Source organism: Bacillus sp. WMMC1349 (assembly GCF_013155385.1).
GTDB lineage: Bacteria > Bacillota > Bacilli > Bacillales > Bacillaceae > Bacillus.
In genome coordinates this window covers 3,615,103-3,630,884 of record NZ_JABJUQ010000007.1, presented here as the reverse complement: position 1 = coordinate 3,630,884, position 15,782 = coordinate 3,615,103, and the positions used below count along the sequence as shown (strand labels likewise).

13 protein-coding genes and 1 tRNA gene are annotated in these 15,782 nt (G+C 36.4%); 6 read left to right on the top strand and 8 right to left on the bottom strand.

Features of this window, described 5'->3' with window-relative positions; translation table 11 throughout:
• Positions 1-117 precede the first annotated feature (117 nt).
• The 4 genes from ltaS (at position 118) to HOO54_RS20905 (ending at position 6,271) form a co-directional block, all read left to right on the top strand.
• Positions 118-2,037 carry a lipoteichoic acid synthase gene (gene ltaS / locus HOO54_RS20920; protein WP_172298740.1) on the top strand — a complete coding sequence of 640 codons (1,920 nt, stop codon included), beginning with the start codon at positions 118-120 and terminating at the stop codon, positions 2,035-2,037.
• 107 nt (positions 2,038-2,144) lie between these two features.
• Complete coding sequence (locus HOO54_RS20915) at positions 2,145-2,822, top strand: hypothetical protein (protein ID WP_309244893.1); 678 nt, start codon at positions 2,145-2,147, stop codon at positions 2,820-2,822.
• Between the two features lie 258 nt (positions 2,823-3,080).
• A complete protein-coding gene (locus tag HOO54_RS20910) occupies positions 3,081-5,324 on the top strand; it encodes a glycosyltransferase (protein WP_172298738.1) in 2,244 nt (747 codons plus the stop codon).
• A 113-nt stretch (positions 5,325-5,437) separates the two neighbouring features.
• Positions 5,438-6,271: a polysaccharide deacetylase family protein gene (locus tag HOO54_RS20905; RefSeq protein WP_172298736.1), complete on the top strand. Its 834-nt coding sequence runs from the start codon at positions 5,438-5,440 to the stop codon at positions 6,269-6,271.
• Between the two features lie 733 nt (positions 6,272-7,004).
• On the opposite strand, the gene HOO54_RS20900 is transcribed toward HOO54_RS20905, so the two are convergent.
• The 7 genes from HOO54_RS20900 to HOO54_RS20870 all read right to left on the bottom strand — a co-directional run bounded on the left by HOO54_RS20900 (position 7,005) and on the right by HOO54_RS20870 (position 12,610).
• Positions 7,005-8,129 (bottom strand): hypothetical protein, encoded by a 1,125-nt coding sequence (locus HOO54_RS20900; RefSeq protein WP_172298734.1) that lies wholly within the window; start codon positions 8,127-8,129, stop codon positions 7,005-7,007.
• A 227-nt stretch (positions 8,130-8,356) separates the two neighbouring features.
• The gene (locus HOO54_RS20895) at positions 8,357-9,532 is read right to left on the bottom strand and encodes a hypothetical protein (protein ID WP_172298732.1); all 1,176 of its coding nucleotides are present in this window, start codon (positions 9,530-9,532) and stop codon (positions 8,357-8,359) included.
• 173 nt (positions 9,533-9,705) lie between these two features.
• A complete protein-coding gene (locus tag HOO54_RS20890; protein WP_172298730.1) occupies positions 9,706-10,830 on the bottom strand; it encodes a hypothetical protein in 1,125 nt (374 codons plus the stop codon).
• A 10-nt stretch (positions 10,831-10,840) separates the two neighbouring features.
• Complete coding sequence (locus HOO54_RS20885) at positions 10,841-11,146, bottom strand: hypothetical protein (protein ID WP_172298728.1); 306 nt, start codon at positions 11,144-11,146, stop codon at positions 10,841-10,843.
• Between the two features lie 4 nt (positions 11,147-11,150).
• Entirely contained in the window at positions 11,151-11,309 is a 159-nt protein-coding gene (locus HOO54_RS20880; RefSeq protein ID WP_172298726.1) for a DUF4176 domain-containing protein, read from the bottom strand.
• Positions 11,310-11,679: 370 nt separating this feature from the next.
• Positions 11,680-11,752 (bottom strand) — tRNA-Trp (locus HOO54_RS20875).
• Positions 11,753-12,337: 585 nt separating this feature from the next.
• Positions 12,338-12,610 (bottom strand): hypothetical protein, encoded by a 273-nt coding sequence (locus HOO54_RS20870; RefSeq protein WP_172298724.1) that lies wholly within the window; start codon positions 12,608-12,610, stop codon positions 12,338-12,340.
• Positions 12,611-13,040: 430 nt separating this feature from the next.
• Between HOO54_RS20870 and HOO54_RS20865 the strand changes: the two genes are divergently transcribed.
• Entirely contained in the window at positions 13,041-14,087 is a 1,047-nt protein-coding gene (locus HOO54_RS20865) for a lactonase family protein (RefSeq protein WP_172299747.1), read from the top strand.
• Between the two features lie 134 nt (positions 14,088-14,221).
• Here HOO54_RS20865 and HOO54_RS20860 read toward each other — a convergent pair whose 3' ends face one another.
• The gene (locus HOO54_RS20860; RefSeq protein WP_172298722.1) at positions 14,222-14,575 is read right to left on the bottom strand and encodes a helix-turn-helix domain-containing protein; all 354 of its coding nucleotides are present in this window, start codon (positions 14,573-14,575) and stop codon (positions 14,222-14,224) included.
• Between the two features lie 203 nt (positions 14,576-14,778).
• Here HOO54_RS20860 and HOO54_RS20855 point away from each other — a divergent pair, with 203 nt between their 5' ends.
• On the top strand, positions 14,779-15,768 hold the full coding sequence (locus HOO54_RS20855; RefSeq protein WP_172298720.1) for an asparaginase: 990 nt from the start codon (positions 14,779-14,781) through the stop codon (positions 15,766-15,768).
• Positions 15,769-15,782 lie beyond the last annotated feature (14 nt).

Sequence of the window (15,782 nt, the reverse complement as noted above, 5' to 3'; positions counted from 1 at the left end):
AGTTTGCTATAATACAGTTGATATTCACGTTGAGTTTTTTGGAGAAACTTTGCTTCTGACACTGCCTGTCATGAGCAGACACCGACAAAATAGTATAAAAAGGTAGAGGTTATTATAATGAAAAAATTAGTATCTCATAAGCTAAGCTTTTTTTTGTTAGCTGTTGTTCTTGTATGGGCTAAAACCTATGCTTCTTATTTATTGGAATTTAATTTGGGCGTGAAAGGCTTCACGCAACAGATTCTGTTATTTATTAACCCATTTAGCTTTACCATTGTTTTATTAGGATTGGGGCTATTTTTTAAAGGACGTCGTTCCGCCGTATGGATCATCATCATAGATGCTGTGATGACATTTGTGTTGTACGCAAACATTATGTTTTATCGCTTTTTTGATGACTTCTTGACGTTTGCGAATCTTAAGCAAGCAGGTAATCTAGGAAATATGTCTGACGGTGTTTTCAGTATCATGGCTCTCCATGATTTCATCTATTTCCTTGATTTGGCGATTTTAATCGTGTTATGTGTGAAGAGACCTCAACTCAAGGCTTCACAACTGAAAAAAAGGTGGGCTGCTACGGTTGTACTTGCTGGTATTCTTTTATTTTATATAAACCTTTCAGTTGCCGAAAAAGATCGTCCTGAGCTTCTCACAAGAACATTTGACCGAAATTACATTGTGAAATATTTAGGACCATATAATTATACGATTTATGATGGGATTCAAGCTGCGCAGACAGCAAGTCAAAAAGCGTATGCAAGCAGTGATGATTTGACAAGTGTTATCAACTATACAAACTCACACTACGCTAAACCGAATAAAAAATATTTTGGCATTGCTAAAGGCAAAAACATTATTAAAATCCATTTAGAAAGTTTCCAGACGTTTCTGCTTGATTATAAACTGCATGGAAAAGAAGTGACGCCATTTTTAAATAAATTGGCACACGGAAGCAATGATATGATGTATTTTGATAACTTTTTCCATCAAACAGGACAAGGTAAAACTGCAGATGCTGAACTGATGATGGATAATAGCTTGTTTGGTCTACCAGAAGGAACGGCTTTTGTGACAAAAGGGCAAAATACGTATCAGTCCCTGCCAGCTATTTTAAATCAAAAAGAAGACTATACAAGTGCTGTGCTGCACGGAGACTATAAATCATTCTGGAATCGTGATCAAGTATACAAACAAATTGGCTATGACAAATTCTTTGATGCTAGTTCGTATGACATGTCAGAAGACAACCTTGTCAATCTTGGTCTAAAAGATAAGCCATTCTTTAAAGAATCCATTCCAATGCTAAAGTCGCTGAAAAAGCCGTTTTATGCCCATTTAATGACACTCACACATCACTACCCGTTTATTTTGGATGAGAAAGATGCAACCCTTGAAAAAGGAACAACGGGTGATAGCACTGTAGATGGGTATTTCCAAACAGCCCGCTATCTTGATGAATCATTGAAACAGTTCTTTAAAGATTTAAAGAAATCCGGTCTATATGATGACTCTGTCATTGTGATTTACGGGGACCATAATGGAATTTCAGAAAACCACAACCGGGCGATGGAAGAAGTATTAGGTAAAGAGATTACGCCATATCAAAATGTGATGAATCAGCGTGTACCGCTAATGATTCGTATTCCTGGTCAAAAAGGTGGAGTAAATCATACTTACGGTGGAGAGGTCGATGTCATGCCGACACTCCTTCATTTACAAGGGATTGACAATAAAAACTATGTCAACTTTGGAACAGACCTCTTTTCCAAAGAACATGATGAAACAGTTCCTTTCAGGAACGGTAACTATGTGACTCCGAAATATACGCTGATTGATACAACCGTATATGACACAAAAACAGGAAAAGAGATAAAACCAAACAAAGAAACAGAGAAATTAAAAACACAGGTATCAGAACAGCTAGACCTGTCTGACCAAGTTCTCTATAAAGATTTATTGCGTTTCCATAAACTGAAGGATTTCACACCGGTTGATCCATCTAAATATTTTTATGGGAAAGAGAAAGGCAATGAGTAAATGAAAAAGCGTGTGTCCAGATATGGACACACGCTTTTTCTTGTGTTTAACAACATGTGGTTCTAAAAGCATAAACATCAGGATAAGTTGGTATATAAGAGGTAAATGTGATTGGACAAGATAAAGAAGTGATGGGAGTGAGAAAGTTGACAGTGTTTGATTATTTTTTTAAACTACATCCTTTGAGGATTTCAGAAGGTTGGACGGTGAAAGAAAACCATCTCTATCAAAAACCGATTCGGGGTTATCATCAAAAATTACTTATATTAGAGCATAAAAGTGATGGGAAAGTTGTACAGGTTGAGTCTGCTAAAGAGCAGGTGTATGTGATAGAGACATTAAATGCTGACCAAAAGCTTGTTAATCAAATCACCGGTATTCAGTATGATCAGTTAGCTGAAAGACTAGAAGAACTGATTTGGAAAGAAGGTAGTGGTGAAACAAAAAGCCCTAATCATTTGCTAAGGCTAAGAATTCCGGAAGGTTGGACGGTGTTATACCATAGATTAACCGATACTAATCCACTTGAAGCAGGTCTTGATGGTGAGGTTTGGAAGTCTGAATTCAAACAAGAGTTAATGCAATTGCAGCATAATGATTGGATATTAGATGTGAAGTGGATTCCTGCAAGTGATCCGTCCGGTCATTATGTTGTCAAACTGATATGTAAAGATAATTGGGACCAACCCGATGAAGATTTTTCTTGCATCCACCCAAAGGAACTAGCCTATGAAATTGACTCCATTTTTAAAAGAGTAGGAGAGCGACAAAATATCAAATCATAATCATTCCAGCTGCCAAAGCTGGTTTTTTTAGTTGTTCTGTTAAAATACAGGACTTTTTTCATTTATTTATATTTTTCCATACCAAATTCCATTGAAAAAGAGTCTAAAGTAATGTAAAATTAGTTCTGGTCAAATATTAAAAAGGTCTTTTGGAGAGATTCAGCTTCATTGCTGAATTGGGAATTATAACATTCATTAGTACATAAAGTTATAATTCTCCATGACAGCAGTCGATTTTATTTATATAGGAGAAAAAAGATGGAATATTTTTTGAATTATTATCCGATTGCGATGATTCTGCTAATTTTTATTAGTTTTTTTGGCATTAAAATAAGCGCTCGCTTCAAAAAGATGTTAATCATCATTTGCCTTATAACAAATGGTGTTTATATTGTTTGGCGGTTTGGGTTTACTTTGCCAACTGCAAGTCCTGCAGATGTGACGATGGGGATTATTCTGGTTGTTACTGAACTGGTCGGATTTTTGCAACTGCTCGTTTTTTATACGCTTATTTGGAAAGAAAGGAAAAGAACTCCTGTTCTGTTGGATGAAAACGATCATTGGCCAAGTGTTGACATTTTTATTGCCACTTACAATGAGGAACGAAATGTGTTGAAGAAATCAGTTGCAGGTTGTTTAAAGCTTGATTACCCGAAAGAGCTTGTTAACATTTATCTTTGTGATGATGGCAAACGTAAAGATATTAAAAAATTAGCTGAGGAATTTGGTGTTCATTATTTAACACGTAAAACGAATGAACATGCAAAAGCAGGTAACTTAAATCATGCCATGAGTTGTACAACGGGTGAGTTGATTGTTACATTTGATGCCGATATGGTGCCACTGCCGTCTTTTTTAAAGAAAACGGTTGGTTATTTTAAAGAAGAAAAGGTGGCTTTTGTTCAAACACCACAAGCTTTCTATAATGAAGATCCATATCAGTATAATTTGTTCTCAGGAACTAATATTCCGAATGAACAGGACTTTTTTATGCGGAGACTACAGGCTGGAAAAGACCGTTTTAATGCTGTGATGTATGTCGGTAGTAATACTGTGTTTAGAAGAACGGCTTTAGATGAAATTGGTGGATTTGCTACTGGAGTCATAACGGAGGATATGGCAACGGGAATGCTGTTGCAAACGAAATATGAAGCTGCATTTGTCGGTGAAGTACTCGCGGTGGGGCTTGCCCCTGAAACTTGGACCGATTTGCTAAAACAGCGTGACCGCTGGTGCCGCGGAAACATTCAGTGTGGTAAAAAATGGAATCCTCTGTTATTAAAAGGGCTGACACCGATGCAACGGGTTCTTTATTTTGATGGTATTCTGTTTTGGTTTTTCGGTGTCTTTAAAATGGTATATATCTTAGCGCCATTGTTGTTTTTGTTATTTGGTATTCACAGTTTGAAGACGAATGTTTTGGAAATCACGATGTTTTGGCTGCCGGCGTTTTTGAGCTCTTATCTTTCTTTTAAATCTGTTTCCGACAAGCAACGCAGTATGAGTTGGAGCCATATTTATGATACGTCCATGGCACCGCATTTGGCGATGTCTGCTTTATCTGAATTTATTTTTAAGAAGCGGTTTGACTTTAAAGTAACACCTAAGGGAGTTCATACTGATCGACGTAAATTCAGGTATACTACGGCTTATCCGTGCGCTATTTTGTTTGCTTTGACAATTGCTGCCCTTGGTAAAACTCTTTATGACTATTTGGTTCTAGGTACGTTTGATATCAATATTACGTCATACAACTTGTTTTGGGTTCTGTATAATGCAATAGGTCTTTTACTTGCAATGCTTGTTGCTTTTGACAGACCGAGATTTCGTAGCTCTGAACGATTTATGATGAACAAACCAGCGGCATTCTCGACAAGTCAGACAGATCAAGAGCATCAATGTGAACTGGAAGATTTGAGTGATACAGGAGCCCGTGTCAGACTGCCTTATACAGCTGAAGCAGCTGTCTATTATCAAGTGGACAACCTGATCATTGATAAAGTTGGAAAGCTGCCAGTGCAGGTGATTTGGACAACGAAAGCTGGAGATGATATCGAAATCGGTTTGCGTTTTAAAGAATTGGACTCGGAATTATATGTTAATTTAATTGGTTATATGTTTACTGAAAAAAATGCCAAAAAAGCTGATCGGGAAAAACGAGCTGACACATTTTCAACCGTTATGCGCTTTTTGATGAAAACGGAAAAAAACCCTGAAGCTTTTAAAAGAAAGTATATTCGCGAAGCGTTCGAAGGAAAGGGAACACTGTCGATTCCAGGTGAAGATTCCTTAAGTGAGATTGCGATCAAAGATATTAGTCCGTCAGGCTGTCAAATTGAAACAAATATACCGCTTGAAATGGATGGGAACGTCTGGATTACCTTTGATGATCAAAACCTCGGACAGAGATTGGCACTTGTTTGTTGGACGAAGAGAAAGAGAAAACGTTATACAGCGGGATTAAAATTTCTAAATGAACAACCCAATGAGAAACCAGCATGATATAAAGTGAGACCCGAGAAAAATTCGGGTCTTTCTTCATGTTTCATAGACTCAGAAAGATGAAAAAATGGTAAAATCATAGAGGTGACTTAGAGAAGAAAGAAGGATATAAGATGAAAAACACGAAAATGCTTTTTCTGTTGTTTGTGGCGGTATTCACTCTATACGGTTGCTCAAGCTATGAAGCGAGTGGAGAAGAGCGGACAAAATCAAAAGCACCGGCTCATCCGGAGAAAGTAACACCTAAAAAAGAGACCGCCCATTCTAAAAATTGGATAAAGGTAGATAGCCCTGCTCGAATTCCGATTTTGATGTATCATAGCATCTCTTCTGGAAACAGTCTCCGTGTACCGGAAGCGCAATTTCGCAAACAGATGGAATGGTTAAAGAAAAATGGATACTATACGCTGACACCGGAAGAAGCCTACATTGTCTTAACGCAAGATAAAAAACCGAGCAAAAAATGTGTGTTGATTACTTTTGATGATGGATATACAGATAACTATACGAAAGCGTATCCGATATTGAAAGAATACGGAATGAAAGCGACAATTTTTATGATTGGCAAATCGATTGGCACTAAAAATCATTTAACAACAAAGCAAATGAAAGAAATGAGTCAAAATGGGGTTTCAATTGAGAGCCATACGATAAACCATGTCGAGTTGAACGGACTAACGGCAGACCAGCAGAAAAACGAAATGACACGGTCAAAAAAACTGTTTGACGGGATGTTCAACCAAAAAACCGTCATGCTCAGTTACCCGGTCGGACGTTATAATTCAGATACGTTAAGACTGGCGAAAGAATCTGGCTATCAAATGGCTGTCACAACAGAACCAGGGGCAGCATCAAGGGAGCAAGGCATGCAGGCACTTCATCGCGTCCGGATCTCACCAGGATTGTCAACTGAAGCATTTGCGAGAATGATAGAACGAAACAAGTGATTGCGGAAGCAGCTTTTGAGAGAGCTGCTTTTTCGCTTTCTACGACTACATTCAGCAGCTGCCACCGCTAGACGCACCTGAATCGAAAAAATCAGAGTAAGTATCAGTATGGTTATGGGAAACAGGGAAAAAACCGCTATCTTGATTTGTGATAGCATTTGTTTGATTGTAGCAATGCCGGCATCTTTAATCTCTCAAAAATCCCCTCTTTTGAACTTGATGTTGTCTATTGTAAACCCGCATCAATTGGTTATGATTTCTTTTACCGTATTCCAGTACATGAGATGGTGTGGGGGATTGAAAATATAGAACGATACCTCATTCAAGAAGCCTTTCAAACTTTATCTAATGTACACAATATAAGAAGAGCACTATGAGATTATGATTATATCCCCTCTGTTTGAGTTTTATATAAAGAATGGTAAAGAAAAAAGGGGCTGTCCTGAAAGTCGTGTGGATGAATAAAAATTGGGGAATTTGCTCGCTTTCCGCGGGCGATCCGCGAGCCTCCTCGGAGCTCGTTCCTTGCTCCTCTTGGGTCTCGCCTGGCTCACTGTTTCCGCAGGAGTCTCGCAATTCCCCCTGATTTATGTTGAAAAAGGACTATAAACCCACTCCTCTCAAAAAAAGAAGGGGTTAACCGAATTTTTCGAATCACTTGGTTAACCCAAGGAAGGTAGACTTTAAAATTTGATACTGATATTAAACTAAATGTACCAGCATTTTTGATGCCTTACGAAATTCCTAAATCAACCAAATAAGCAGTCGGCTGGTTTTTATTTTTTTGTAAATCAATTAATACATTAGTAGAGCCCGCCGTTCCAACTATAAACCCATTGTATGAAATACTTAAGACAACAAAATCTTTATTAAAATAACTGATATGAGCTATGCCCGCAGCACCTGAACTAATATCAACCTCGTCTGCAATATCCCCATAGTCTATCTCGAATTGTGCTTCATACTTATCGGTTCCTTTAAAATAGTTATCCACTGTTTGAATCTTTTGGACACCGTCAGGCATTACACTTGTTTCTTCTTCTTTTCGCCCGTTTATATATACATATTTTCCGTCTAGACTTAAGTAATCAGTGTCTTTGATTTTTCGAACCTTGTTTGTCTTTTTTTTCAAGAAATTATTGTCAAATAACTTAAGGTATGATCCATCCTCTGACACCTTCGGAAACACAGACAGATAATCGTTTAACTTTCCAGACTCAATTGTGGTATATAAGTTTTCTTCTTCGACAATTTGATGTTTTGAAAGATCTTTTTTTAAAAACAAATAATATACTCGCAAGTCTCTAACTATCGATTCATTACTCATCCGTACTTGAATCAACATATTTTCTTTATTAATTGCTTCAAGTTTAAGATACATGATTTCTCTTTCGTTTTCTGGTGGCATCGCAAGCTTTTTTTCTCCATATGTTGTTTTCACTTTCAACATATTCTTTTTTTCGACTGTTACATCGGGAAGATTTTCAGCTAGTTTATTATGAATAGTTTTTCCTTCTTTATAAAAATTGACACGACTTATTTCACTCAGCTTTTCAGGAAAATCTTTTTTTACAGAAAAAATAGGTTTATAACTGTTATGAAGCTGTTCATCTGTATATTTAAAATATCGAATTTTATCTGTATCACTGCGTGTCATCAAATAACTATGCCCTTGATGACTTAAAGTTATATCTTCTGAGGATAGACCGAGATTATTTCTCATAAATTCTTTAAATGCCAGGCTATCTTCTGGTAAACCCTTTTTATAGATGGTGTCTTCAACCTTATCTTTTTCGCAGCCTGTGATAAACAATGAGCATGCTAGTACAAGACTTAAGCTGATTAATCTTTTTTTCATATGAATATGTCCTTTTTATTTTGTATAAAGAAAACACTTTAATTTTATTTAGTTTCAAAAAAGCCGAATTAACCGAATTTTTTCGGAATCACTCGGTTAACCCCAGAAAGAGAAACTTTAAAATTTGATGTATATTGACAAATGTGCAGGCAGCTCATTTTTATTTTATAAATATTCATTCTACGGTTTGAAACGTATTCTTAAATCATCTACTACGAACCCCACGTCTAAAAATCCCTTTTTGACATTATTCCTAAATCAACTAAAAAAGCTGTTGGCTGGGTTTTGTTTTTCAAATCAATTAGCACATTAACCTCTCCTGCTGTTCCAACCAGCCTCCCATTATAAGCAACACTTAAGACAGCAAAATTCTCATTAAAATAACAGATATACGCCATACTAACTGCATCTGATTTAAAATTCATCTCGTTTGCTATATTTTCAAAATCTATCTTGAATTGAGCTTCATACTTATCGTTTCCTTTTAAATAATTATCGATTGTTTGAATCTTTTGGACTCCGTCTGGCATTACATCTCTTTCTTTTTCTTTTCGCCCGTTAATATAAACATATTTTCCATCTTCACTTAAATAATCATTTTTTTTAATTTCTTTTAACTGATTTGCTTTTTTATCTAAAATCATGTCATCAAAAAACAAAAGTGAATATCTTCCCGACTCGTCTATCTTGTCAAGCAAGTTGTAAAAATTTTTAAGCTTCCCTGTTGATAATGTTTTTTGCAGTTTTTCTTTGGCTATAACTGTTGTCTTTATATTTGATAGGTCCTGTGTAATAAAAAGTCCAACCGTACTGTTTACACTATCTTTTATACTATAATCTTGAATAACTAAAGAAAAACATTTGGCATTAACTACATATAAATTAATTTTCAATTCGTCGGAATTTTTGACCCCATATCTTTTCAAAAGAACTGGCAAGTCTAATATTTTATTATTTTTCTTGGTTTTCACTTCGAGTTGATTATTCCGTAATATCTTTACTTGAGGAAGATTATATTTTTCATGATTATTTATAGAATGATACAAAGATTTTTCTAAAGGTTCTGATTTGTATAATTCTTCGTTTAAAGTCTTTTTTGGATTTTTTGCAATAGATAAAGGCTTATAATACTCTATTAACTGATCTTTTGTATACTGTGAATAATGAATATCTTGTTTTTGGTTGATTGCTGCCGTTGAAAATACAGTAATTCCGTTCTTTCCAAAAAGTTTTTGATCTGTACTTCTAGTAAGAGTATGTTTCATGAACTCAATTAAACCATCGCTAGCTTCCTTTGGAAAACCTTTTTTATATGTGACTTCTTCAAACTTATCTTTTCCGCAAGCAGTGATAAATAGTGTGCATGCTAGTACAAGACTTAAGCTGATCAATCGTTTTTTCATATTCATATGTCCCTTTCATTTTGTATAAAGAAAAACACAGTAATTTTTTAAGTCTCAAAAATGAGGGATTAACCGAATCTTTGTGGAATCAATCGATCAACCCCAGGAACACTGAAACATTGATTCTGATAAAATCCTGATATTAAACTAAATGTACCAGCATTTTTGATGCCTTACGAAATTCCTAAATCAACCAAATAAGCAGTCGGCTGGTTTTTATTTTTTTGTAAATCAATTAATACATTAAAGGAGCCTGCTGTCCCAACAAACATCCCATTATAATAAACACTTAAAACAACAAAATTCTCATTAAAATAACGGATATCAGCCATGTCCGCAGTATCCGAATTAATATCCATCTTGTCAGCAATATTTCCGAAATCTAACTTGAATTCGGCTTTATACTTATGGTTTCCTTTAAAATAATTATCCACTGTTTGAATTTTTTGAACACCGTCAGGCATTACATCTTTTTCTTCTTCTTTTCGCCCGTTAATATAAACATATTTTCCGTCTACGCTTAAATAATCAGTGTCTTTGATTTTTCGAACCTTGTTTGTCTTTTTTTCCAAGAAATTATTGTCAAACAACTTCAGGTATGACCCATCCTCTGACACCTTTGGAAACACTGATAAGTAATTATTTAGTTTTCCTGACTCAATTTCCCCATATAATTTTTCACCTTCGACAACTTGATGTTTTGAGAAATCTTGTTTTAAAAACAGATAATATATTTGCACATCTCCATCTTCCTGTTTTTCATGTACTATTGTCTGTATCAACATATCTTCTTTATTAATCGCTTCGGGTTCAAAAGAATATATTTCTTTCTCCTTTGCAAATGGTAATTTAAACTTTTTTGCTCCATTAGCTGTTTTCACTTTCAATACATTATGTTTGTCTGACGTTATATCCGGGAGATTTTTGCCTAGTTTATCATGCATAACTGTTCCTTTTTTGGAAAGGTCAACTTGTCTTAGATCGTATAACTTTCCAGAATAATTTTCTTTTACTGAAAAAATAGGCTTGTAAATATTCTGAAGTTGTTTATCTGTAATTTTATAGTAAAAAAATTCGTCTGGATCACCCCGCATCATCAAGTAACTATGTCCTTGATGACTCAAAGTTTTATCAAAGGAAGATCTGAGCTCATGTATCATAAATTCTTTAAATGCCGGGCTGTCTTCTGGCATACCTTTTTTATATGTGGCCTCGTCAAACTTATCTTTTCCGCAAGCAGTGATAAATAGTGTGCATGCTAGTACAAGACTTAAGCTTATCCATCGTTTCTTTAACATTCATCTTCTCCTATTTTGCTTCTTTTTCATTAACCTTTTGAATTAAATTTACAAAATCATCGTCCCTAACTTCTTCTAGATAAGCTAGATGCTTTGAATCTAAACTAAGCCGGGCATCATCTATTTTAAACACTCGTTTTTCGTCAATGAGCTCCCCTAGTATATCACCATGCTGACTTTCTGTTGATACGATATCATCACTGTCTAGAGCAATCCAACTATCTCTATAACCTGATGCAGCGGTAATATCCATATCCTTTAGCTTTTGATAAACTTCCGGGTTGGCAGATTTTAAATGATTAATATCCTCTGTCACGGCCTTACATCAGTATACGCATTGGATATTCGACTGCAGCATAATCTCTGATAACATTGTTGGTTTCTGAAAACATTTGCCTTCCTATTACGAGTAAACGTCTCGAATCGTTATTGAGACCGACGACACTGCCGACCGAAAGATAATTTTTCTTAAAAAGCATATATATCCCTCTTTTTTCATAAATTATGTATAAAATAATGAGTAAAAAAACATAGGTAAATCATAGCAAAATGGCTATACCTTGTTCAACGAACTAAAGTACCGTGAAATAAGACCTATTCAATTTTGAATTTAAAGTTTTGTTGTTTCGAAAAATATTGAAAAAGAATACTTTATTGGGATTTATCTTAATCTAGCCAGAAGACTCCATCCTCAAAGTTTACTTAGGGTGGAGATGAATGGCAGTTTTTCAAGCAACGATATCTCATTCAAGAAGCCTTTCAAACTTAATCTAATGTACACAATATATGAAGAGCACTATGAGATTGATTTCATAGTGCTCTGCTTCTAAAAGAATTCAAAACATCTGACAGGGTTGGCAGGATTTGAACCTGCAACACTCGGTTTTGGAGACCGATGCTCTACCAATTGAGCTACACCCCTATGTAGCCTAGATGACAGGGTTCGAACCTGCGATCTCCTCACACCAAATGAGGTATTCTAGTCATATATACTACATCCAGAGATTATTAGTTGCCGCAGAGAGGCTCGAACTCCCGCTATTTGCTGTACAAGAACAATAGACATCTGTTACCGCAATACGCCCTCGCCCTTGAGAATGTTTGAACTTCCTCTTGTTCGGATGAAAATCGAATTGTTCATCCAATCAACAAGGGCTTGATTTTTTTGTTTTGTTCAGACATTCTATACCGAAATCTAAAAGATATTCTGTTTTTTTCTGAAGAGGTTGTTTGTACTCGGTTTTATCGAAAAGAAATAACAGTAAGAAAATGATTTCAATAGCAGCTATGATCATATGAAAAACCCTCCTCTTATACGAATATTGGATGAAAATGTTTCGGGAAAAAACGCAATGGAGTGGTACAATAGACGGGTTATAAAGAAAATTTAGCCTGCGTTGACCAACCTTACAGGGAAGTCCATGAGGGGATGTTTTTTACTAACTTCCATTTAATGAAAAAAGGTCGGACTATTAAAATCCAACCTGAGCTTGGAGCTTGTATTATTTTAATTTACCTCAACTGCTAAATAACATTTTCCATCTTGAACTTTATCGCATTTAACAATTTGTGGTCCGCGAGTTGTGCCATCCGCATTTTTCCAGTATACACTAACTTCCTGTGTAGCTGGATTGTATTCATACTGAAAGGCATCTCTAAATTCTGGAACATCTCTAATCCATACATACTTTGTGTAAGCATTTGCCGGTAATGCAAAAATAAAGCAAGCTACTGTGATTATCACCATCCCAACTGTTTTTTTGAACTTTGTTTTAAACATTTACAACACTCCCCCACTTCTTATGTTTATCCTATTTGTTGTCCAAATAGGATAAACCCATAATATCATCAATAAAATGAAATAAATGTCTTTTATTGTAGAAAAATGTTAATTTTATGTAATTTAATATTTGGATTCATCTGTGAGCAAAATTCGCTGGCTAATTCTTTAAGTTATCCTGTTTCCCGTTAAAACATGCGAGATTGTAATCTTCCGAATAAGCTGTCGGCGGATTCTGAACAACTAGGTTATTTCTATAATGAAAAATCAACCACCAAAACAAGCAGAGGCTTTCGAAAAGGTCCGGGGCGCATTTCTGCAAATGGAAAGGATACGTCTTCTGTTGATTCACCCAACACTTGTAGAAGTGGGTGACTTCTTGTTGATTGATGTTAAAATAACAATAACCAGACGAAAAGGAGAGAAGCAAATGACAAAGTACAGAGGCTATATCGGATCTTATACAAAAGCGGATAGTGAAGGCATTTATACGTTTGAACTTGATACGAAAGAAAAAACATTAACAACACCAAAACCAGTGGCAAAGCTAGGCAGCCCTACATACCTTAACATTGCTGCAGACAATCGTATGCTTTATGCTGTGATCAATGATGGGAATCAAGGTGGGGTGGCTGCATACCAAATTGATGGGCTTACAGGGAATTTGTCGTTCATGAATAAGCAAACGACAGATGGGCCATCACCTTGTCATGTTAGTGTAGATCCTCGAGATCACCATGTTCTTTCCGCAAATTATCATAGTGGAACAATCACAGCTTATCCTTTAGATGAAAAACGCGGGTTGCTTGCTTCGGTTTCAGAAGTGAAACATGGCGGATCAGGACCGCATGAGAGACAGGAAAAAGCACATACTCATTATTCGGGTTTTACACCTGATGAAAAATATGTGGTAGCTGTTGATTTAGGAAGCGATCAGGTGATCACTTATCAACTGTTGAAAGACAAACTTGAGAAAGTGAAAAGTTTCAATACAGCTCCTGGTTCGGGACCGAGGCATATTGAGTTTCACCCGAATGAAAAGTATGCCTATGTGATGACAGAGCTTAGCAATGAAATCATCGTTTTAGAATATCAAGCAACTACTGGAGAGTTTCAAGAATTGCAAACCATTTCTGCACTGCCTGAAGGTTTTGCGGGGGCAAGCCAAGGCGGCGCAATCCATGTAACAAAAGATGGGAAATTTGTATATGTTTCAAATCGAGGACATGATAGTATTGCAGTGTTCAGTGTTCAGCAGGGGTCCGGCAGACTCTCCTTAGTTGAACATGTTTCAACTGAAGGAGAATGGCCGCGTGATTTTGCATTTGATCCTACAGAGCAATTTTTGATTGCTTCCAATCAGGAAACAGGGGCATTAACACTGTTTGAACGGGATCCACTAACAGGGAAATTGACCCTTTTACAGTCTGATGTGCCTGCGCCAGAGGCGGTATGTGTGAAGTTTTTACATGGATAACACGAAAAGGCTTTCTAAAAAGTCCTTTATCAATATGATCAAGGGGAATTGCGAGAATCCTGCGGGAAAGCGAGCAAATTCCCCGATTTTTATTTCATCCATTCTAATTTCAGGATATCCCTTTTTTATAAATGTTATTGTTGGTCAAGAACTTTCTTCACTCTTATAAAGGCAACCATTTGTTTCATTTCCTCTTCGGACAGAAGTGCCCCATCAACTGATAGTTTTTGTTCTCCCCAGTTTGTCAGTTCTATCGGTTCATTGCAGTTGTTGTTTTTGATAGCTTTAGGATCGTCAACTCTGCTCAGCAAATAATCAGTTGAAGTAGCAAATAAATCGGCAATATCGCTAAGCGCCTCTAATGAAGGCCGGCGATAACCCGATTCATAACCAGCATAGGTACTTTTCGCAATGCCAAGGCGGTCTGCTGTGTATTGTAATGACCAGTTTTTACTTTTCCTCAGTGTAGTTAATCGATCTAAATTCATATTTACGCTCCTTTTGCTTCAAAGTGATTATAGCATATGATCTATAAGGTTTGTACGCGAAATGAATAACGTTTCTTGATCATTTTACATTTGAAGACTATAATTGCATGTGGAGGTACGCATTGAGCGTATTTAACTGCCTTGTTGTAGCCTTCATAGCCGCTTTATACGGTATAAAACGACTTCTTAATGAGGTGGAATACATGAAGAAAAAGATACTGCTGTTAACCACCGGTGGGACTATTGCTTCAGTAGAAGGAGAAAATGGACTTACTCCGGGAATGAAGGCGGAAGAGCTTCTCCGTTACTTATCAATTGATCGATCAAAATATACGATAGATTCTCAATCTTTAATGGATATAGATAGTACAAATATGCAGCCGGAACATTGGGTCAAAATGGCTCAGGCGGTATATCAAAATGATGAGCGTTATGATGGTTTTGTGATTACACATGGGACGGATACAATGGCATACACATCAGCTGCGCTATCATATATGCTCCAACATGTAAATAAACCTGTTGTTATCACGGGTTCACAAGTGCCGATTACATTTAAGAAAACAGATGCTAAAAAAAATATAAAAGATGCGATTCGTTTTGCTTGTGACGGTATCGGCGGAGTGTATGTTGTCTTTGATAGCCGTGTCATTTTAGGTACACGGGCTATCAAATTAAGAACAAAAAGCTATGATGCTTTTGAAAGTATCAACTACCCTTATATTGCATTTATTCATGATGAGAACATCGAGTATCATAAGCAAATCTCTGTGGTCAAGCATCAAAAATTGCAGCTTGATGCGTCCTTAAACACAGATGTTTGCCTGTTGAAACTGTATCCTGGAATGAAACCGGAGTTTTTGGACTGTCTAAAAGGTTCATATAAAGGTGTTGTCATTGAAAGTTATGGCAGCGGTGGAATCCCTTTTGAGGAAAGAAGCCTTTTAAATAAAGTAAATGAATTAATCGAATTAGGAATGGTTGTTGTCATTACTACACAATGTCTTGAAGAGGGAGAGGATTTGAGCATTTACGAAGTCGGACGGAAAATCAATCATCATGCTATTATCCGCTCAAGAAATATGAACACCGAGGCGATTGTTCCAAAACTGATGTGGGCATTAGGGAAAACCGAAGATCTGGCAGAGGTTAAGCAAATCATGGAAACACCGATTGCAGACGATATTATTTAAGAGAAAGCAGGGTT